General features: G+C 66.7%; 18 protein-coding genes. 10 read left to right on the forward strand and 8 right to left on the reverse strand.

Annotated features, from left to right (window positions below):
* Nucleotides 1–156 precede the first annotated feature (156 nt).
* The 7 genes from V5F77_RS10560 to V5F77_RS10590 all read right to left on the reverse strand — a co-directional run bounded on the left by V5F77_RS10560 (nt 157) and on the right by V5F77_RS10590 (nt 9,078).
* Entirely contained in the window at nt 157–930 is a 774-nt protein-coding gene (locus tag V5F77_RS10560) for an enoyl-CoA hydratase-related protein (RefSeq protein WP_429005311.1), read from the reverse strand.
* 124 nt (nt 931–1,054) lie between these two features.
* Complete coding sequence (locus V5F77_RS10565; RefSeq protein WP_429005312.1) at nt 1,055–1,594, reverse strand: thiolase C-terminal domain-containing protein; 540 nt, start codon at nt 1,592–1,594, stop codon at nt 1,055–1,057.
* A 269-nt stretch (nt 1,595–1,863) separates the two neighbouring features.
* Complete coding sequence (dctP, locus tag V5F77_RS10570; RefSeq protein WP_429005313.1) at nt 1,864–3,618, reverse strand: TRAP transporter substrate-binding protein DctP; 1,755 nt, start codon at nt 3,616–3,618, stop codon at nt 1,864–1,866.
* Between the two features lie 3 nt (nt 3,619–3,621).
* A complete protein-coding gene (locus V5F77_RS10575; RefSeq protein ID WP_429005314.1) occupies nt 3,622–4,512 on the reverse strand; it encodes a branched-chain amino acid ABC transporter permease in 891 nt (296 codons plus the stop codon).
* An 11-nt stretch (nt 4,513–4,523) separates the two neighbouring features.
* Nucleotides 4,524–6,764, reverse strand: a complete 2,241-nt coding sequence (locus V5F77_RS10580; protein ID WP_429005315.1) for an ATP-binding cassette domain-containing protein — start codon at nt 6,762–6,764, stop codon at nt 4,524–4,526.
* A gap of 29 nt (nt 6,765–6,793) precedes the next feature.
* Nucleotides 6,794–7,597, reverse strand: a complete 804-nt coding sequence (locus V5F77_RS10585) for an ABC transporter ATP-binding protein (RefSeq protein WP_429005316.1) — start codon at nt 7,595–7,597, stop codon at nt 6,794–6,796.
* Between the two features lie 101 nt (nt 7,598–7,698).
* Nucleotides 7,699–9,078 carry an ABC transporter substrate-binding protein gene (locus tag V5F77_RS10590; RefSeq protein ID WP_429005317.1) on the reverse strand — a complete coding sequence of 460 codons (1,380 nt, stop codon included), beginning with the start codon at nt 9,076–9,078 and terminating at the stop codon, nt 7,699–7,701.
* A 246-nt stretch (nt 9,079–9,324) separates the two neighbouring features.
* Between V5F77_RS10590 and V5F77_RS10595 the strand changes: the two genes are divergently transcribed.
* The 8 genes from V5F77_RS10595 to V5F77_RS10630 all read left to right on the forward strand — a co-directional run bounded on the left by V5F77_RS10595 (nt 9,325) and on the right by V5F77_RS10630 (nt 17,723).
* The gene (locus V5F77_RS10595) at nt 9,325–10,488 is read left to right on the forward strand and encodes a phosphotransferase family protein (RefSeq protein WP_429005318.1); all 1,164 of its coding nucleotides are present in this window, start codon (nt 9,325–9,327) and stop codon (nt 10,486–10,488) included.
* Nucleotides 10,489–10,499: 11 nt separating this feature from the next.
* Complete coding sequence (locus tag V5F77_RS10600; protein ID WP_429005319.1) at nt 10,500–11,705, forward strand: acyl-CoA dehydrogenase family protein; 1,206 nt, start codon at nt 10,500–10,502, stop codon at nt 11,703–11,705.
* A complete protein-coding gene (locus tag V5F77_RS10605) occupies nt 11,705–12,499 on the forward strand; it encodes an SDR family NAD(P)-dependent oxidoreductase (protein ID WP_429005320.1) in 795 nt (264 codons plus the stop codon). Before V5F77_RS10600 ends, V5F77_RS10605 begins: the two co-directional genes overlap by 1 nt.
* 13 nt (nt 12,500–12,512) lie before the next feature.
* Nucleotides 12,513–13,715 (forward strand): CaiB/BaiF CoA transferase family protein, encoded by a 1,203-nt coding sequence (locus tag V5F77_RS10610; protein WP_429005321.1) that lies wholly within the window; start codon nt 12,513–12,515, stop codon nt 13,713–13,715.
* Nucleotides 13,716–13,776: 61 nt separating this feature from the next.
* A complete protein-coding gene (locus tag V5F77_RS10615) occupies nt 13,777–15,420 on the forward strand; it encodes an acyl-CoA synthetase (protein WP_429005322.1) in 1,644 nt (547 codons plus the stop codon).
* The gene (locus V5F77_RS10620) at nt 15,404–16,141 is read left to right on the forward strand and encodes a FadR/GntR family transcriptional regulator (RefSeq protein WP_429005323.1); all 738 of its coding nucleotides are present in this window, start codon (nt 15,404–15,406) and stop codon (nt 16,139–16,141) included. Before V5F77_RS10615 ends, V5F77_RS10620 begins: the two co-directional genes overlap by 17 nt.
* Nucleotides 16,138–16,857, forward strand: coding sequence for a nitroreductase (locus V5F77_RS10625; RefSeq protein WP_429005324.1), 720 nt, complete (start codon nt 16,138–16,140; stop codon nt 16,855–16,857). The genes V5F77_RS10620 and V5F77_RS10625 overlap by 4 nt, the downstream gene beginning before the upstream one ends.
* A 104-nt stretch (nt 16,858–16,961) precedes the next feature.
* On the forward strand, nt 16,962–17,723 hold the full coding sequence (locus tag V5F77_RS10630; protein ID WP_429005325.1) for an SDR family NAD(P)-dependent oxidoreductase: 762 nt from the start codon (nt 16,962–16,964) through the stop codon (nt 17,721–17,723).
* An 81-nt stretch (nt 17,724–17,804) separates the two neighbouring features.
* Here the strand turns inward: V5F77_RS10630 and V5F77_RS10635 are convergent, their stop codons facing one another.
* Entirely contained in the window at nt 17,805–18,416 is a 612-nt protein-coding gene (locus V5F77_RS10635; protein ID WP_429005326.1) for a FadR/GntR family transcriptional regulator, read from the reverse strand.
* Nucleotides 18,417–18,755: 339 nt separating this feature from the next.
* Here V5F77_RS10635 and V5F77_RS10640 point away from each other — a divergent pair, with 339 nt between their 5' ends.
* Both V5F77_RS10640 and V5F77_RS10645 read left to right on the forward strand, forming a co-directional pair.
* A complete protein-coding gene (locus V5F77_RS10640) occupies nt 18,756–19,079 on the forward strand; it encodes a carboxymuconolactone decarboxylase family protein (protein ID WP_429005458.1) in 324 nt (107 codons plus the stop codon).
* Nucleotides 19,080–19,624: 545 nt separating this feature from the next.
* A complete protein-coding gene (locus V5F77_RS10645; protein WP_429005327.1) occupies nt 19,625–19,891 on the forward strand; it encodes a hypothetical protein in 267 nt (88 codons plus the stop codon).

The raw sequence follows: 19,891 nt of genomic DNA on the forward strand, positions 1-19,891 counted from the left end.
AATTGTATTAATTAAAGTATGACTACAATTACTAATGTCATACATCAAGTATCACAAAATATAATTTTAATTCTAACTCGTTCCTGACATGAATCTGCAGATAGAAACCCCACTTCCCGTGAGCCGGCCAATCCGCATGAATAGTTCCGGCGCTTGTCATCTATTGCGAAACTGAGGAGCGCGCTTTTCAGCGAAGGCTGTCATTCCTTCCTTCTGATCAAGGGTTGCAAAAAGAGCTTGGAAGGTCCGGCGCTCGAACAGAAGCCCCTCCGAGAGAGAGGTCTCAAAGGCCCGGTTGACGACTTCTTTGATCGCCAACGTACTGATGCGGGATTTTGCTGAAATCTCTTCGGCGACGACCTGCGCTTCGGCGAGCAAATCCGAAGCGGGTACAACCCTCGAAACCAGCGCGGACCGCTCCGCCTCCCAGGCGTCCATCATCCGACCTGTCAGACAAAGATCCATCGCCTTTGCCTTGCCGATGGCACGAGCGAGGCGCTGCGTCCCTCCTACCCCCGGCATGACTCCGATCTTCACTTCCGGGAGGCCGAACCTCGCCGTATCCGCAGCAATTACGACATCGCACATCAGCATGACCTCGCAACCGCCACCCAGCGCATAGCCCGCGACTGCGGCAACGAGAGGTTTGCGCATGCGGGCAATCGCATCCCAGGAGGCGAGGAAATCCTCGAGAAATGTCTCTGGATAGGTGCGCTCAGTCGCTTCCTTGATGTCCGCCCCTGCCGCGAAGGCGCGGTCGGATCCGGTGAGTACCACGCAACCGATATCCGGATCGGCTCCGAACGCGGCGAGGGCGCTCGCGATCTCCCCCACCATCGCGGCGTTCAGCGCGTTGAGTGCGCCCGGTCGATCAAGGGTGATCCATCCCACCCGGCCAATGACCTTCGTTCGGACGAGTTCGAATGGCATCGCCTTGCCCTCCTGTTCAGGTGCATTCACCGCGTGCGTTCCAGAATGCTGACGTAGTTCGCGACAGCGGTGCCGCCATGTTGAAGACCCTGCCGAGCCGTGCATTGCTGAGCTGGATGCAGATTCACCGGCAGCCTGCCATCTGGTTCTGTCCACCTTCCAGAATCGCACGGCGGCCCTCTCCGGCGGGCGTGAGGCACATCGCCTCGTACTCGATCAGCTCGGCAATCGTTAAGCAGTCATGCGTCTCCACGAAGTCGAGGTCCAGAAGAGTTAAACTTGCCGTTTCAAGTGCTCCGTGCCACGCTTTTGCCGCTCCCTCGAACCGGGTCATGTCGCGCCGGCTCATGGGCAGGTAGTCATTCACTTGTGTCACCCCTTTGAGGCCAATGGCTGTTTCCCGGGTTGCCGCCAGATCGCTTCCGGCCAGAACAAGGGCTGCCGCACCATCCGAGACCATTGAGCCGTCGGTGCGCCGTAGAGGAGACGCCACCATCGGATTCTTGTCAGAAATCGTCGCGCAAAACTCATACCCTAGGTCTTTTCGCATATGAGCCAGCGGATTATGGGTGCCATTTCTGTGGTTCTTGGCAGCTATATAAGCAAGCGTATCGGACTGATCGGCGTAACGTCGAAAATAATCGTTTGCAATCTGACCAGACAAGCCTGCGAAAGAAGCATTTTCACCGCCCTCCTACTTCACGTAACTGGCAGATGCCAAAGAGCGCCGGACGTCTTCAGCGGGACTTGCGGTCATCTTTTCCACGCTGAGGACCAGAACGATCCGCGTCTGCCACAGGCGATGAGCGTCGCCCCATGACGTACTGCCGTCGAGCCGGTCGCGCAGGCGTTCTCCACGCGCGTGGAGGGCCGGAAGCGAAGGGCATCGTCCGTCTGCAGAGCAAGGGACGCGTGGAAGCCTTGGGGGTCCTTTCAGTTGCTGCGCGGCCCGATCTGGGCCTGGAAATCCCGCCAAGTGTCTGGGAAACGCTTGGAGAAGGCCGTTGCGACCGGCGAGACGGCCTCGCGCCAAGGCTTGAGATCCGTCACGGTGACGATCGCGGCTCCCTTCGCCGCCATGTCCTTCAAGATGGCCGCATCATCCGCCTCCATGCGCCCCCAGCCTTCCGTGATGTCCGTGCGAGCGGCGGAAAGCAGCACCTCGCGATCGGCCGGTGGCAGGCGCTCGACAGCATCCTTTCGGGCCACCAGCACGTAGGTGATCATCATCAGGCCTGGCGCATGGGTGGCCTTGGGGGCGGCCATCCCGAGCTGCGAGGTCCAAGCGCCGGGGGAGGTGAAGACCCCGTCGAGGGTGCCACGCTCGAACGCGGGCTTCATCTCGGGAATTGGTAGCACGACAGGCTCCGCGGAGAGGCGGCGCATGATCTCCTCATAGGTGCCCGATCCGGCAACGCGGATCTTCAAGCCCTGGAGGTCAGCGGGGGCCGCGACGCGCTTCTCGCGGAAGACGAACAACTGGTCCGCCCCACGCATCAGGCCGATGACCCGCAGATCCTGCTGCTGAGCGAGGCTGTCGAGCAGTTCCACCACGCCGCGCCGCATGGCGGGCCGGGCCATGGCAGTGTCGTCGAGGGCGAAGGGCAGATTGACAAAGCCGAAGCGAGGATCAAGCCGCTCAAGGTTCGCGGCGTTGACGAAAGTGAGTTCGGCCTTCCCCTCCTTCAGCGCCTCAATGGAGGCAAAGCCGGGATAGATGGTACCGCCTGGGTTCGCGGCCAACGTCAACCGACCCGAGGTCGACTTCGCCACCGCATCGGCCATGGCCGCATTGGCGATGGCCACCGGCAGCAGCACGATGAAGGCCGCGCCCAGGAACGAGCCGAGGATGGAGCCGAGCCCGCCGATGATGATCATGAACAGGATTTGGAACGAGCGGTGGAGCGAGAAGGCCTCGATCTCCACGGTGCCGAGATAGAGGAAGCTCCAGAGCGCCCCCGCCACCCCGCAATAGAAGCCCGACACGGCAAAGGCGGTGAGCTTGGCCCGGGCGGTGTCGACGCCGGTCAGCTCCGCCGCCGTTTCGTGGTCGCGCACCGCCATCAGCGCGCGGCCGGCGGAGGAGCGGACGAGGTTCTTCGCGAGCAGCGCGAGGACCACCACCGCCACGAATGCCACGAGGTAGCGCGACGGCACCGACGAGAAGGCGAAGCCGAATAAAAAGAGCGTCGGAGTGGAAACGACGCCAGAGGGGGTGTTCAGCACCAGCCACGGAATATGGGTGCAGATCCATTCGATGAAGAATTGCGCGGCGAGCGTCGCCACCGCCACGTAGAAGCCGCGGATGCGCAGCGACAGCAGCCCGAAGGCGAGCCCCACGGCGCCCGCCACCAGCCCCGCCAACGCGAAGGAGACCGGGAACGGCAGCATGGGCAGGCGGATGACCAGGTTCACTGCCGCATAGGCCCCCACCGCCATGAAGGCGCCGGACCCCAGCGAGAGCTGACCCGCATAGCCGGTGAGGATATTGAGGCCGATGGCGGCGAGCGACAAAATCAGGAACGGCAGCAGGATGGAGCCGAGCCAATAGGGCCCCGCCACCAGCGGCACCACCAGCGCGCCGACCACGACCACACTGACCACCACCCGGCGGTCGAGGGCCACGGGGAAGATGGCCTGCTCCTGGGCGTAGGAGGTCTTCAGCTCCCCGGCGTCACGGTAGAACATGGGTCAGACCCTCGCGATGCGGGCGGCGCCGAACAGGCCGGCGGGGCGGATGAGCAGGACGGCAATGGCGAGCGCATAGGGGAACCAGTTCTCGATGCCGCCGCCGACGAACGGGCCGAGATATATCTCGGCGAGCTTCTCGCTGACGCCGATGACGAGCCCCGCCACGATGGCGCCGGCGATGGAGTTGAAGCCACCGAGGATCATCACCGGCAGCGCCTTGAGCGCCACCAGGGTAAGGGCGAACTGCACCCCGAGCCGGGCTCCCCACACCAGGCCGGCGACCAGCGCGATGAAGCCCGCCGCCCCCCACACCACCGCCCAGATGAAGCCGAGCGGCACGCCGGCCACCTGCGCCGCCTGGGTGTCGTCGGCCACCGCGCGCAGCGCGCGCCCCACCTTGGTGTAGGAAAAGAAGGCAGAGAGCACCGCCACCAGCACCGCAGCCATGACCGCTGCGGAAAGGTCGAACTGGGACACCAGAATGCCGGCGATCTCCACGGGCTCGTCGGAGATGCCGAGGTCCAGCCCGCGCACCCGCGTGCCCCATATGAGCTGGGCGAAGCCCTCCAGGAAGATGGACAGGCCGATGGTGGCCATGAACAGGATCATGTGATCCTGCCCGACAAGCGGGCGCAGCACCGTGCGCTCGATGGCCACCGCCAGTGCCAGCATGGCGGCCAGGGCGAGGAGGAAGGCGGCCCACATGGGCAGGCCGAATTCCAGGAAGCCCACGAAGGTCAGCGCCGCGAACAGCACCATGGCGCCCTGGGCGAAGTTGAACACGCCCGAGGCCTTGAAGATGAGCACGAAGCCCAGCGCCACCAGCGTGTACATGACGCCGGAGAGCAGGCCGCCCACCACCACTTCGAGGAAGAAGGAGAAATCGTTCATGTGCTGTTCCTTCAGGCGGCCTCGCCCACGGCGGCGGAGCCGAGATAGGCGGCGATGACCTCGCGGTCGGCGCGCACCTCGGCCGGCGTGCCGTCGGCGATCTTGCGGCCGTAGTTGAGGACCACGACGCGGTCGGACAGGCCCATCACCACGCCGATGTCGTGCTCGATGATGAGGATGGTGGTGCCGAAGCTCTCGTTGACCCGGCGGATGAAACCGCACATGTCGCGCTTCTCCTCGTGGGTCATGCCGGCCATGGGCTCGTCCAGCAGCAGCAGGCGCGGCTCGGTGGCGAGCGCGCGGGCGAGTTCCACGCGCTTCTGGACGCCGTAGGGCAGGCTCGCCACCGGAGCCTTGCGCAGATGTTCCAGCTCCAGGAAGGCGAGAATGCGCTCCGCCGCCTCCCGCTCGCGTCGCTCCTCTACGGCGGTGGAGGGCAGGCGCAGCAGCTTGCCGAGAAGCGTGCCCCTGAAGCGGGCGGCGCGGCCGACCAGCACGTTGTCGATCACGTTCATGCCCCTGAACAGGGAGACGTGCTGGAAGGTGCGGCCGATGCCGGAGCGCGCGGCGAAAGCCGGGCGCATGCGGGCGCGCACCTTCCCGGCGAAGGTGATGGAGCCGGCGCGCGGGTCGTAGACGCCATTGATGACGTTGAGCAGCGAGGTCTTGCCCGCCCCGTTCGGCCCGATGATAGAGAGGATCTCCCCCTCATGGATGGCCAGCGTAACGTCCGTGAGCGCCTTCACGCCGCCGAACGCCACCGCCACCTCGCTCACCACCATGAGCACCTTCCCCTGTGCGCGGGAGGCGCGCTCGGTTCGGGCGTCGTCTGCTGCTAGGGCAACGGCAGCGGACATGACGTGGCGCACCTCGCCGTCCAGCGTCAGCTCCTGCGGGCCGAAGCCGTCCGGCGCCAGCTCCAGCGCGGTGATGGAGACAGGCTGCCCGTCGCCCTCCGCAACGAGGCGGGCATTCACCCGTTCCACCGCCGTGGCGGCGCGGGCGGCGGCGTCATCCTCTGTGTCGCCGGCGATGGAGGCGAGCGCGATGCGCGCGCGCAGACCCACCGCGTCGCGGGTGACGCGGGCGCGGTCGATGCCAGGCTCGCTGCGCAGCAGGGCTTCCACGCGCCGCAGCAGGGTCGTCTCGTCGGCAGGCGTGCCGGCGCGGACGCTGGGGCTGCCGTCCTCGGCGAGGCCGAGGTCGGTGTCCAGCGGCAGGCCGAACGCCATGAGGCGGGTGGCGGCGCCCGGCTCCAGCGTGCCTGAGGTGACGAAGGCGAGGCGGCAGGCGCTGATCCCGAGGGTGTTGCGCAGCGGCGCCGCGAAGGCGAGGCCGGCACCAGGAGCGCCCGTTTCCGCCGCACGGGCGAGCCCCCGCACCAGCGGCCCGCCGCCCGCAAGGCGGCGATGGGCATCGCGGTCGATCAGCTCGAATACGCGGGCGGGCGCGGGCAGCACGGTGGGCGCCACCTCCTTGAGATCGATGGGGAAGCTCGCCGGTCCTTCCACGCAATGCACGCAGCAGCCCGACAGGAGCGGCTGAACTAGGCTGCCGGCCGCGTCCGCGATGCCGGAAGCGGGCAGGAACGCCATCAGCCGGTCGGATGACACAAGCTCCAGCCGCGACACCGCCGTCTTGCCGGCGGCGAGGAGGCGCCGGTGCGAGAGCGCCACAGGGCGGGGCGGCCCGTCCGCGCCGTCCGTGCGCAGGATGAGCGCGGTCTGGTCGCCGTCGACGGTGGCGGCGCGCCAGGCGAACCAGGCGATGCCATCCTCGCGGGCCTCTTCTGGTGATGGCCCCAGTTCGTCGAGGCGCAGCACCGGCGCGCTGGTGCGGCTCACGGCGCGCCACACGCCGGCGGCCTCCTCATTCTCGCACAGGACCAGGGCGGGCTCGGCCTCCGGCGCACCGAACCGGCGCAGGAAATCCGGCCCGAGCGGCATCACGGCGGCACCGAGGCCCTGCGCTCCGAGGGCGACGGCATAAAGCTCCGGCCGGTTCTCGCCCACGCTCACCAGCAGGCCCGCGCCGGTGAAGCCCGCGCCGTCGAGCAGGCGGGCCATAGCGGCGGTGCGGGCGAGATAATCCGCGAACGTCCACGTGCGCCAGATGCCGCCCGTCTTGTGGCGCAAGGCCGGGCGCGTCGCATGGCGGCGGGCGGCCGCGACGAGGGCACCGGGCAGCGTCTCGCCGGGGGGCGCGTCCGCCTGCCGGGTGCCGAACTCGGCATGGTCGAGAGCATGGTTCATGGGAGGAAAGGTCCCTTCGGCCATGGAGGTCAGGAGAGCCAGCGCGGGCGCCGACGAGCAGCAAGCGTAGCGCCACCCGCTTCGGCGGAGGCATCGAGCCCGAGATAGGAGGCGCGGATTTCCGGATCGGCGGCGAGCGCCGCAGCCGGCCCCTCGCGCACCACGCGGCCGCTCTCCACGAGATAGCCATAAGTGGCGTAGCGCAGGGCAACGGAGGCGTTCTGCTCGGCGAGGAGGAAGGTCATGCCTTCGTCCGCGTTGAGCTGACTCATGATGGAGAAGATCTCCTCCACCAGCAGCGGCGCGAGGCCCATGGAGGGTTCGTCGAGCAGGATCATGCGCGGGCGGGCCATGAGGGCGCGGCCGATGACACACATCTGCTGCTCGCCGCCGGAGAGGAGGCCGGCAGCCTGGTGCCGACGGTCCTTCAGGCGCGGGAAGTAGCGGTAGACCATGTCGAGGCTGTCGCCCACGCCACGGTCGCGGCGGGAGAAGGCGCCGACCTTCAGATTATCCTCCACCGACAGGGTGCCGAAGGCGTGCCGGCCCTCCATCACCAGCGAGAGGCCGCGCCGGGCGAGGTCGGAGGCATCGAGCCCGTCGATGCGCGCGCCGTCATAGTGAATGGCGCCACGCGTCACCTCGCCCCGCTCGGAGCGCAAAAGGTTGGCCACCGCCTTCATGGTGGTGGTCTTGCCCGCCCCGTTGGCGCCGAGCAGGGCGACGATGCCGCCTCTCGGCACGCTGAGCGTCAGGCCGCGCAGGACGAGCGCGAGACGGGAAAACATCACCTCGATGCCGGCGATGGACAGCAAGGGGCCTTGCTCGCTCATGGCGTGCCTCTCCCTGGGTTTCGCTCCGGTGCCGGGGCGGGCGAGGCCCGCGCTCCAGCGCGTCGGTTCGTGTGGCGGGGTCGTGGGTGGAACGGGCGAATTCAGTTGGTCTCGCCGGAGCAGTCGCGCGCCGTGATGCCCTTTTCCTTGGCGAACTGAGCCGCCGAGGCCTCGATCAGCGGGCGCACCATGGACTGGTCCGACTTGATCCAGTCGGAGATCATCACCCATTTGGCGCCGTCCCACTGCTGGAAGCGGATGGCGCCGTCGCCCTCGTGGTCGGCGCAGGTGACCTTGATTTCCGGCATCAGGCCTTCAAGGCCCAGTTCCTTGATGCGCTCGCTGGTCATCACCAGATGCTCGAGGCCCCAGCGCACCTCGTCACCGGTGAGCGGTCGGTTGCCGAACTTCGCCATGGCGGTGCGCATGGCCTCGGTCACGGCCACGCCGTGGAGCACGCCGCGCACATAGTAGACCGAGCCGATGCGGTTCTCCTCCACATTGCCGACGCCCTTGGCGTAGACGTATTTTTTGATGTCCTCGAACACCGGATAGTTCGGCCCGGTGGCGTGGAACTGGGCGGTGATGAAGCCCTTGGCCGCGTCGCCCGCGGGCGTCACGTCTTCTTCCGAGCCCGACCACCACCAGCCGATGATGCGGTCGCGGGCGATGCCGGAGCGGGCGGCTTCCTTGATGCCGGTGGGGGTGGCCGCGCCCCAGCCACGGAACAGCACCCAGTCCGGGCGATACTGGCGCACCTGCAGCCACACGGCGCGCTGGTCCAGCCCCGGCGGGGTGATGGGGAAGGTGGTCACCTCGAAGCCATAGCGCTTGGCCTGGGCGTCAAGGATCGCCTGCGTCTCGCGGCCGGCGGCAAAATCCATCACCACGTTGGCGATGCGCTTACCCTTCAGCTTCTCAAGCCCACCCTCGCGCTCGGCGATGTAGCGGATGGTGGCGGTGTTCTCGCTCCAGTAATTGGAGATGAGCGGGAAGAAATAGGGGAACACCCGCCCATCGGACGAATCCGTGCGCCCGTAGCCGATGGTGACGGAGGGGATCTTGTCCGCTGTCATGCGGTCGATGAGGGCGTAGCCGCCGCCCGTGCCGGAGGGCGTGAAGGCCGCGGCCCCAGTGGGCCCCTTTCCCTTCTGGCGCTCGTAGCACTCGATCATGCGGTCGGGCTGATAGCCGGTCTCGCACTCCTCATAGACGAGCTTCACACCGTTCACCCCGCCGTCGCGGGCGTTAACCAGCGCCAGATAGTCCGCATAGGCACCGTAGATGCCCGAGCCGCCCGGCGCGTAGGGGCCGGTGCGGTAGATGGCGATGGGCACGAACTGCTCCATCGCCTTGCCCGCGCCGGGGGTCGGCGACTGGGCCGCGGCGGGCAGGGATGCAGAGGCGGCGAAGGCCGCGCCGCCGAGGGCGCAGGCGAATGCAAGGGTCGGCACGCGATGCGTGCCAGGGCTTCGAGACATTGGCGCTTCCTCCCGAGGCCGGTGTTTGGTCCGGCATTTTTGATATGATGATCAGACCATAAATCGAAGGGCGAGGAATCGTCAATAGACTGTCCTGATCTGCTGAATATCGAATTAAATGTTCGTATTTGCTAGCTTTTTTCAATATTAGACATCCTTCGCGCTGCAATGCAGCGACGATTTTTCACTTGACCTCGGAATTTCAGTCCGACAATTTTAGCCCGACAAAACGAACCCTGGTGCCTCATGGTCGAAGCCGAACGCACGCCTCCCGGTCTCTCGTCGCCGTCTCCGGAAGAGGGCGACGCGTCGGCCGTGGCCCTTGGGTGGCAGGCCTTGTCGCCACCGCCGGGCGTTGCCCTGCGCAGCCGTGCGGAGAGCCGGGTGCTGGACTGGGACGCGGTTGCCATCCACCTCGCGGACCACAGCATCGCGCTGGATCACGCCTTCGCGCCGCGCCAGTTCGCGGGCGGGCTGGCCAACCTCAACTTCCTTGTCCGAGTGGACGGGGGCTGGGCAGTGCTTCGGCGCCCTCCGGACGGCCCGCTGCCCCCCGGTGCCCACGACATGGCGCGCGAGCACCGCATCCTCTCAAACCTCTGGCGGGAGCTGCCGCTGGCGCCTCGCAGCCTGCATCTGTGCGCCGATGCCGGGGTCGCCGGCGCGCCGTTCCAGCTCCTCGAATTCCGCAATGGCATCGCCCTGCGTGGCGACAGCCTCGCTCCCCTCCCCGCCACGGCGCAGACCGGTGCCGCCGTCTCGCGCCTGCTGGTGGAGACGCTTGCGGCCATCCATGCGGTGGACCCCAAACGGGTGGGCCTCGACACGCTCGGCCGGCCGGCCGGCTTCTTTGCCCGCACCGCCGCAGGCTGGATCGGCCGCGCCGAGCGGGTGGCGAAGGGCGCGCTCTCACCTGCCGCCAGCGCCGTGGCCGCATGGCTCGCCGCCGCCGAGGTGGCGGATGCAGCCGCGCCAACGTTGCTGCACAACGACTTCAAGCTCGACAATGTGCTGCTTGATCCCACGACCCGCGCGCCCGTCGCCGTGGTGGACTGGGACATGGGCACGCGCGGCGACCCGCTGTTCGACCTCGCGACCCTGCTCAGCTACTGGACCGAGCAGGGCGATCCCGCCTGCATGCACCAGCTGGCGCAGATGCCCACGGCCCATCCCGGCTTCCTGACTCGCGCCGAGGCGGCACAGGCCTACGCCCGCGCTACCGGGCGGGACCTAGGGCAGCTCAAGCCCTACCGGGTGCTCACCATGCTGAAGCTCGGCGTGGTGTTCCAACAGCTCCACGCTCGGCACCTCGCCGGCGAGACGGCGGACCCGCGTTATGCCGGCTTCGGCCAGCTCACCGAAGCACTGTTCGACTTCACCCTCGACATCGTCAACGACAAGACATTCTGAGGCGACGCCCCATGGATTTTGCGCTTCCCCAAGAACTCGTGACGCAGGAGGCCCGGACGGCGGCCTTCGTGCGGGAGGAGATCCTGCCCTTCGAAGCCGATCCCCGCCGCACCGCCCACGGCCCCACCGACGATCTGCGCCTCGACCTTGTCGAGAAGGCCCGCGCCGCCGGCCTGCTGAGCCCACACGTGCCGCGCGAATGGGGCGGGCTCGGCCTCTCGCACCTCGGCAAGGCGGTGGTGTTCGAGGCCGCCGGCTATTCCTTGCTGGGTCCTGTGGCGCTCAACATTGCCGCGCCGGACGAAGGCAACATGCACCTCCTCGCCGAGGTGGCGAGCTCGGCGCAGAATGCTCGCTTCCTCGCTCCCATGGCGGCGGGCGAGACCCGCTCCTGCTTTCTGATGACCGAGCCCCATCCGGGCGCCGGCGCCGACCCCTCCCTCATGAAGACCACAGCGGTGAAGGAGGGCGACCACTTCGTGCTCAACGGCGTGAAGTGGCTCATCACCGGCGCCGAGGGCGCCGCCTTCGCCATCGTCATGGCGCGCACCTTCGTGGACGGCCGGGACGTAGGCGCCACCATGTTCCTCACCGATCTGCCGGCGGAGGGCTTCCGCATCACCCGCGCCCTCGACACCCTCGACAGTTCCTTCACCGGCGGCCACGCGGAGGTGGCGCTGGAGAACCTGCACATTCCCGCCACGGACGTGCTGGGCGCGGTGGGCGAGGGTTTCCGCTACGCCCAGGCGCGGCTCGTTCCGGCGCGGCTCACCCATTGCATGCGCTGGCTCGGCGCGGCGCGGCGTGCCCATGACATCGCCACCGACTATGCGTCGCGCCGCGAGGCGTTCGGCGGCACGCTCCTGTCCCACGAGGGCGTGGGCTTCATGCTCGCCGATAACGAGATCGACCTCCACACCACCCGCCTCGCCATCCGCCACGCCGCATGGCTTCTGGACCAGGGCCAGAAGGCGAACGTGGAGAGTTCCATGGTGAAGGTGTTCGCCTCCGAAGCCATCTTCCGCGTGGTGGACCGCTCGCTCCAGGTGCTCGGCGGGCTCGGCATGACGCGGGACACGGAGGTGGAGCGCATCTTCCGCGATGTCCGCGGCTTCCGCATCTACGACGGCCCCTCCGAGGTGCACCGCTGGAATATCGCCCGGCGCCTCGCGCGGACCACGACCGCAGCTGCCGTGCCGGCCGGAAGGGCAGCGTGATGAGCATCGCTATCGCCATGCCCGGCGCTGCGCCGCCCGTCGTCGGCCTTGAGGGCAAGATCGTCATCGTCACCGGCGGGGGACGGGGCCTCGGCCGCGCCATCTCGGAGGGCTTCGCCGCCGCCGGAGCCCATGTGGTGCTCACCGGCCGCACCGCCGCCACCGTAGAGGAGGCCGCCGCCGCCATCGCCGCGCAGGGCGGAGCCGCGGAAGGTTTCGCCGCCGATGTGTCCCGCGAGGACGACATGGACGCGCTGTGCCGCACGGTGGTGGAGCGCCACGGTCGCATCGACACCCTGGTCAACAATGCCGGCATCAATCCCTGGTACAAGGCGGCCGAGGAAACCAGCCTCGATGAATGGCGGGCGGTCGTGGACACCAACCTCACCGGCGTCTTCCTCGCCGCCCGCGCCGCTGGCCGGGTGATGCTGGCGCAGGGCGAAGGCGCCGTCGTCAACGTCACGTCCGTGGCGGGACGGGTGGGCCTTGCGCGGACCACCGCCTATTGCGCCGCCAAAGGCGGGGTGGAGATGATGACCCGCCAGCTCGCCCTTGAATGGGCGAAGAAGGGCGTGCGGGTGAATGCCATCGGCCCCGGCTATTTCGAGACCGACCTCACCGAGGGCCTGCGCCACAACCCCAAGCTCGCCGAGCGCGTCACCGCCCGCACGCCCATGGGGCGCTTCGGCCACCCGCAGGAGTTGGTCGGCGCCTGCCTGTTCCTCGCCTCGCCCGCAGCCTCCTACATCACCGGCGCCTCGCTGGCGGTGGACGGCGGCTGGACCGCCGCCTGATCCCGGATATCCCATGAACGCCCTCACACCAACCGCCGCCCCCCTCGCCCTCGCCGGCCTAAAGGTGCTCGACCTCACTCGCCTCCTGCCCGGCGCCTTCTGCTCGCTGATGCTGGCGGACCTGGGCGCCGACGTGCTCAAGATCGAGCAGCCCGAGGGCGGCGACTACAACCGCACCTTCCCGCCGCTGAACCGGGCGGAATCCGGCTCCTTCCTTCTGCTCAACCGTAACAAAAGGAGCCTCACTCTGAACCTGAAGGCCGAGGAAGGTCGCGCCATCCTGCTGAAGCTGGTGGAGGGGGCCGACGTTCTATTGGAAGGCTTCCGGCCGGGCGTCATGGACCGCCTCGGCCTCGGCTTCGAAACCCTCTCCGCCCTCAACCCGCGACTCGTCTATTGCGCCATCTCCGGCTACGGGCAGGACGGGCCGAGCCGGCTGAAGCCGGGCCACGACCTCAACTACCTGGCCGAGGCCGGCGCGCTGCAATTGTTCGGCAAGGCCGGCGAAGGCCCCATCGTGCCGGGCCTGTCCATCGCCGACGTGGGCGGCGGCTCGCTCATGGCCTCCACCGGCATCCTCGCCGCGCTGCTGTCGCGCGCCGCCACGGGGCGGGGCCAGTTCGTGGACGTCTCCATGCATGACGGCGCCATCTCCTGGCTGGCGCTCCACGGCGCGGACCACCTATTCGCGGGCATCGAACCGAAGGGCGGAGAGCGCCCCTTCATCGGCCAGGCGCCTTGCTACAATGTTTATGCCTGCGCCGACGGGAAATATGTGGCGCTGGGCCTCATCGAGCCGCATTTCTGGCACCGCTTCTGCGATGCCGTGGACCTCGGCGAGCTGAAGGACGAGCAATGGCCGCAGGGCGAGCGGGAGGTCGCGCAGAAGAAGATTCTCGCCGACCTGTTCGCGCAGAAATCGCGCGACGCATGGGTGGCGGAGCTGGAACCCGCCGATATCCCCTTCGGCCCGGTCTTCTCCATGGAAGAAGCGTTCGCCGATCCCCATGCACAGCACCGGCAGATGCTGCTCTTCATGGAGCATGCGGTGGAAGGCACCATTCCGCAGATCGGCTTTCCGGTGAAATATTCCAATACACCCTGCACCCTGCGTTCGCCCCCGCCGCTGCTCGGCGAGCATACGGGCGCGGTTCTCGCGAGCCTCGGCTACGGCGACGACGACATCGCCGCGCTGAAGGCTGGCAAGGTAGTCTGAGCCAAGTGAATTGAGCCAAATGATCTGAAAGTAAGAGAGCGCAATGCTCCGGGAGGAAACCATGGCCCCCAACATGACCGATTATGCAGCGACGGCCCGCGCCTTCCGCTGGCAGGTGCCGGAGACCTTCAATTTCGGTGCCGACGTGGTGGATCATTACGCGCGCACGACGGACGGCCCCGCCCTTATCTGGGCCAATGCGGCGGGGGAGGAGCGGCGTTTCTCCTTCTCCGACATGGCGCGCCTCACCGCCCGCTTCGCCTCGGCGCTGGCGGCGCGTGGCATCAGGAAGGGCGACCGGGTACTGGTGATGTTGCCCCGCATCCCCGAATGGCAGGTGGCCATGGTCGGCTGCCTGAAGCTCGGGGCGGTGCCCATTCCCTCCATCGAGATGCTCACCGCCAAGGACATCGCCTATCGCGTGCGCCATGCGGGGGTGCGCGCCATCATCGCGCGCGCCGAGCATACGGAGAAGTTCGCGGACGTGATGCGCGAGGTACCGGTGCGCCTTGCGCTCGGCGATGCGCCGGGCTTCGAGGCGCTGGCGGACGCGCTGGCGGCGGGCGACGAGGCATTCGCGCCGGTGGAAGTGGCGGCGAACGATCCGGCCGTCCTCTATTACACCTCCGGCTCCACAGGGCAGCCAAAGGGCGTGCTCCATGCCGCCAGAGGCCTCTATGCGTGGCGCGGCTCGGCCGTCCATTGGCTGGACCTGCGGCAAGGGGATACCATCTGGTGCACCGCCGACACCGGCTGGAGCAAGGCCGGCACCTCCATCCTGTTCGGCCCGTGGAGCTGCGGCGCCGCGAGCTTCTTCTATGACGGGCCGTTCGACCCGAAGCAGCGCCTGCTGCTACTGGAGAAATACGGCGTCACCGTCTATTGCGCGCCGGGCACCGAGCTATTCCGCGTGGTGGATGCCGGTGTCGCCGAGCACGACCTCTCGCACCTGCGCCACACCGTCTCCTCCGGCGAGACGCTGAACCCGGCGGTAGCGGCGCGCTGGCAGAAGGCCACCGGCATCCCCATCCTCGAAGCCTACGGCCAGACCGAGACGTTGATGACGCTGCTCAACTATCCCTGCGTGCCGACGCGGGAGGGCTCCATGGGCAAGCCCCTGCCGGGGCTCGATCTCGCCATCATCGACGGCGCGGGCGGCCGCCTGCCGCCGGGAGCGGAGGGGGACATCGCCCTTCTCACCCCAAACCCGCAGATGATGCTGGGCTATCTCGACGATCCCGAACGCACCGCAAGCGCCTATGTGGAGGGGCCGGAGGGCCGCTGGTTCGTCACCGGCGACCTCGGCACGGTGGATGCGGACGGCTATTTCTACCATCGTGGCCGCAACGATGACGTGATCAATTCGGCCGGCTACCGCATCGGCCCCTCCGAGGTGGAGAATGCGCTACTCGACCATCCGGCGGTGCAGGAATGTGCTGCAGTGGCGGCCCCCCACGACGAGCGGGGCGAGATCGTGAAGGCCTTCGTGGTGCTGCGCGCCGGCTTCATCGGGGACGCCGCCCTGGTGGTCGCCTTGCAGGATCACGTGAAGCGTGTCACCGCTCCCTACAAATATCCCCGCGCCATCGCGTTCATCGACGAGTTGCCGAAAACCATGACCGGGAAGGTGCAACGCAAGGTGCTGCGCGATTTGGAGAAGGCCCACGCTGCCGAGAGGACGGTCCCAGATGTCGCTCGCGCTTGACCCGGTGCTGGTGGAGCCCGCCTTCCGCCTCGTAGCCCGCACCATCGAGGACAAGATCCTGTCGGGCGAGATCGCGCCGGGGGACCTGCTGCCCTCCGAGGCGGGGCTCGCGGAGAAGCTGGGCGTCAACCGCTCCACCATCCGCGAGGCCATCCGCGTGCTGGAGCAGAACGGCTTCGTCAAGCGCGAGGCGGGGCGCAAGAAGCTCTACGCCTCCATCCCCCATTCCGGCGACATCTCCAAGCGCCTCACCGCCGCCATGGTGCTGCACCAGGTGACGTTCGAGGAATTGTGGGAGGCCATGTATGCCCTCGAGCCGGCCGCTGCCGCCTCCGCCGCCCACCGCAGCGACGCCGAGGATGTCCAGGATCTGGAGCGGAACCTGGAAGCCACGCGCAAGGCGCTCAAGGACTCCACCAACCTCACCGAGCTGGACATCGAGTTCCACGATCTCGTCGCCCGCGCCACCCGCAACCGCGCCATCCAGATGGCGCGCATGCCGATCTCCGAGCTGTTCTACCCGCCTTTCCTTAAGGTGATGTCGCGCCTCAATGCCGGCGAGCGCCTGCTGGTAGCCCACGAGGCCATCTACGCCGCCATCCGCGACCATGACGAGAAGCGCGCGCGGGAGTGGATGGAGAAGCACATCCTCGATTTCAGGCGCGGCTACGAGCTCGCCAATCTCGACATGGCAACCCCCGTGGACATGCCCGGAAAATGAACGCGCCCCTTTCCCCGCCCACTGCTTCTGAAGCCCCCGCGCCCACCGCCGAGGAGGCCATCCATTCGCGCCGCTCGGTGCGCGCCTTCCTGCCGACGCGGGTGCCCGACGAAACCTTGGCCCACATCCTGGAACTCGGCGCTCGCGCGCCCTCGGGCTCGAACATCCAGCCATGGCAGGTGATCGTGCTGCGGGGCGAGCCGCTCGCCGCCCTCACGCGGGAGCTTCACGCCCTGTCGCTGACCGGGGATCCGGGCCGGGAGGAATACGCCTACTATCCCCGCCAATGGCGCGAGCCCTATCTAGCCCGCCGCCGCAAGGTGGGCTGGGACCTCTACGGCACGCTGGGCATCGCCAAGGGCGACAGCGAGCGCATCCGCCGCCAGCAAGCCCGCAACTTCCTGTTCTTCGATGCGCCGGTGGGACTTGTCTTCACCATCGACCGGGACATGGAGCGCGGCTCCTGGCTCGACTACGGCATGTTTCTCCAGAACATCATGATCGCCGCCCGCGGCTTCGGCCTGGACACCTGCCCGCAGGCCGCCTTCAACGCCTATGGGGCGGTGATCGCTCGGCGCCTCGCCATTCCGGACACGCAGATGGTGGTGTGCGGCATGGCGCTTGGGTACGCGGACGCCGCCGCCCCGGAGAATCGCTTCGACACCGAGCGTGAGCCCCTGGAAGGCTTCGTGCGCTTCATCGACACGCTCGCCTGAACGACGGGCGGGCGGCCCGGCCCAACCTCGCGCCACCTCCGCACGCACCGCCCGGCGGTGCGAAGGATTGCCGACGTCCCAACCCCAAACAGGATATATCCCACATGGATCTCACCGGCACGCTCGCCATCGTCACTGGCGCCGCTTCCGGCCTCGGCAACGCCACCGCCCGCCTGCTGGCAGAAAGGGGCGCCCAGCTTGCCTTGATCGATCTTCGGGAAGAAGGCATGACAAACATCTCCCAGGAGACCGGAGCGCTTTCCATCTCTTGCGACGTCGCCGACGCATCGGCTTCGGAAGCGGCATTCGCCCACATCCTCGCGGTTTGCGGCGTTCCGCGGATGTTGGTCAATTGCGCCGGGATCGCGCCGGGCGCGCGCATCGTTGATCGAGGCGGGCCCGGCTCTCTCGTGGAATTTGAGCGCATCGTGCGCATCAACCTGATCGGCACCTACAACTGGCTGCGCCTCGCTGCGGCCGCCATGACAGGAAACGCGCCGGACGCCGAAGGCCAGCGTGGCGTCATCATCAACACGGCCTCCATCGCCGCCTATGAAGGGCAGATCGGCCAGACCGCCTATGCCGCCTCGAAGGGCGGGGTCGCCTCCCTCACCCTGCCGGCCGCACGGGAGTTGGCGCGCCACGGCATCCGCGTCGCCGCCATCGCTCCCGGCCTGTTCGGCACACCCATGGTGGAAGCCATGACGCAAGAGGTGCAGGATCGCGTCTTGGATGCCGTCCCATTCCCAAAGCGCCCCGGCCGCCCTGACGAGTTTGCCCAGATGGTCCTCGGCATTGTCGCCAATCCGATGGTGAACGGTTCGGTATTCCGGCTCGATGGCGGATTAAGAATGCTGGCTCGGTGACATCTGCTCCGACCGCGGAGGCGACATGCAGATCGGAGCCGGTGGGTGTCTTGCCGGCACTGCTCACATCGCGAGCGGCCATCAGTTCGACCTGCGTACGGTATCGGAATCGACAGGCTGGTTGATATCGAAATTGGCCAACTCGTAGCCCCGGCGGAAGTCCATGATGTGCTTTTCCATCCAAAAGATGGCGTACTTCGAATCGCATCCGCGGATACCCTCGAATGTCTCGGTGTATGCAAGCATGCAGTCCTTCGCACTGAGGCGGGACATCACGCGATAGAATGCTGCGTAGCAGAATTGTCTGATCGGTTTCGTGACGCTTTGGCAATGGTGTAGTGGAAGTCGATATTCAGCGCCTTCGTCGGCACGGACCTCGAGCGGCAGCATGATTTCCCACAGTTCGAGGAAGGTGATCTCGTGCAAGATCATGGCATGGGTCATCTGTCGCGCCAGAGCCGTCTCCAGAGGGACGCTGATCACAAGGCGACGCGCACTCTTGCGGAAGACAAGACCACTTTGCTCGAGGACACGGATGGCCTCGCGCACCGTCGACCGATTGACGCCGAGCTGTCTTGCCAGTTGCAGTTCCGATGGCAATTGCTCACCGGGTGTGAAGATGCCTTCGAGGATTCGCTTCTCGATGGACGACGCGACCAGTTGATAGGTCGGTTGCGCCTCGATCCGCTCCAAGGCGAAGGTTTCGTTCGCACCAAAATGGCCTGAACAACCCCTTGGAGTCACGACAGCCCCAGCCGCTCACCCTTTCGGAACGGGCTCTTACAGCCCAACTTAGCCAAGAGGATGCGGAAAGAATTCGCTTCTATGTCATCAAGAGGGCGGAAGACGAGGTCAAAAACCCACCAGGGCCGCGTCAACATAGCCGTGCGGATTTCCGTTCTCGAGACCTGCAGATGTCGAAGAGACGTGTAGCGACGAATATCGAGGGAACCGTCGAGGTCAGGATGATCGACCCGGTCAGCGCAAACGAAGTCCTCATCGTAAAGGAATTCCTCCCGTAGCTTCGACAACATTGCACCGGACCTCGGGCGCATGATCGTCGAGCATGCCTATGGCGAGGTGTTCTCGCGCAATGGCATCGATCTGAAGACCCGTGAGCTCAGCGTCTGCGCGGTTTTGGCGCCCATCGGTTCCGCGACGACGGAAACCCCTTTGCAGGTCCGCATCAACGCCACCTTGAACATTGGTGCGAGCCGGGAAAAGATTATCGAAACGCTGGTCAATCTCGCGGCCTACAGCGACTATCCTGCGACACAGCAGGCGATCCGCATCGCCGCGGAAGAGTTCGCCAAGAGCAACCCGCCCTCGCGACAGCGTAAGGAAGAAAGCGAATGATCGACCGACGTTCAATGCTTTCCGCAATCATCTCAACTGCACTCCTGCCGTCATCGCTCTCCATGATCACCCGCCCCAGCACAGGGCACCAACCGGGCCGAACGTCTCTGGACGGGCTTCAGCTCGGTGATCGGCATGGCGTTCGACAAAAGCGGGAATCTCTATACGGCAGAATGGAGCGCCGGCCGGATCTCCCGCGTCGAGCCGAACGGAAAGCGCACGACATTCGCGAGTGATTTGTCCGGCCCCTCGGATCTCGCGATCGACGCGGAGAGCAACATCTACGTTGCTTCCTATTCTCGCGACGAGATCTATCGTTTCACTCCGACGGCAACCGGGAACCCTGGCTCTCGGGGCTCGCGACGCCAGCGGGGCTGGGCTTCGATCGGGCGGGACGGCTGCTTGTCGTCAACCGGCGCACCAACGAGATCCTCGCCTTCGAGGCCGCCAAGACCCGCAGTGTCGCTGTCTCCGGTCTGATAACACCGGTCGGGGCCATTTAACGTCCTAACAATGGGTTCGCCGTCTCCATTATCGGCGGTGGCGTGACCATCTTGCGCGGCAACGGACGCCGGATCGAGACCGGGGAGGCATTGCGCACGCCGGGTCCGAGGATCGCACAGACTGCAAGCGGCCGGGTCTTCGTGGTCGATTACGGCGGAATGGGCATCCACCAGGTCTTCGACAACGGCCGCACGAGCTTGTTCGTCGATGGTCTTTCCAGCCCCGGTAGGCCTGACCGTCTCGCCATCGGGCGATCTCTTCTCGGCCGACTGGGCAATGGCGCCGTATATTGCATCGGGCTCGCGTGA

Origin of the sequence: Roseixanthobacter psychrophilus (genome assembly GCF_043195195.1) — a bacterium.
GTDB lineage: Bacteria > Pseudomonadota > Alphaproteobacteria > Rhizobiales > Xanthobacteraceae > NCEH01.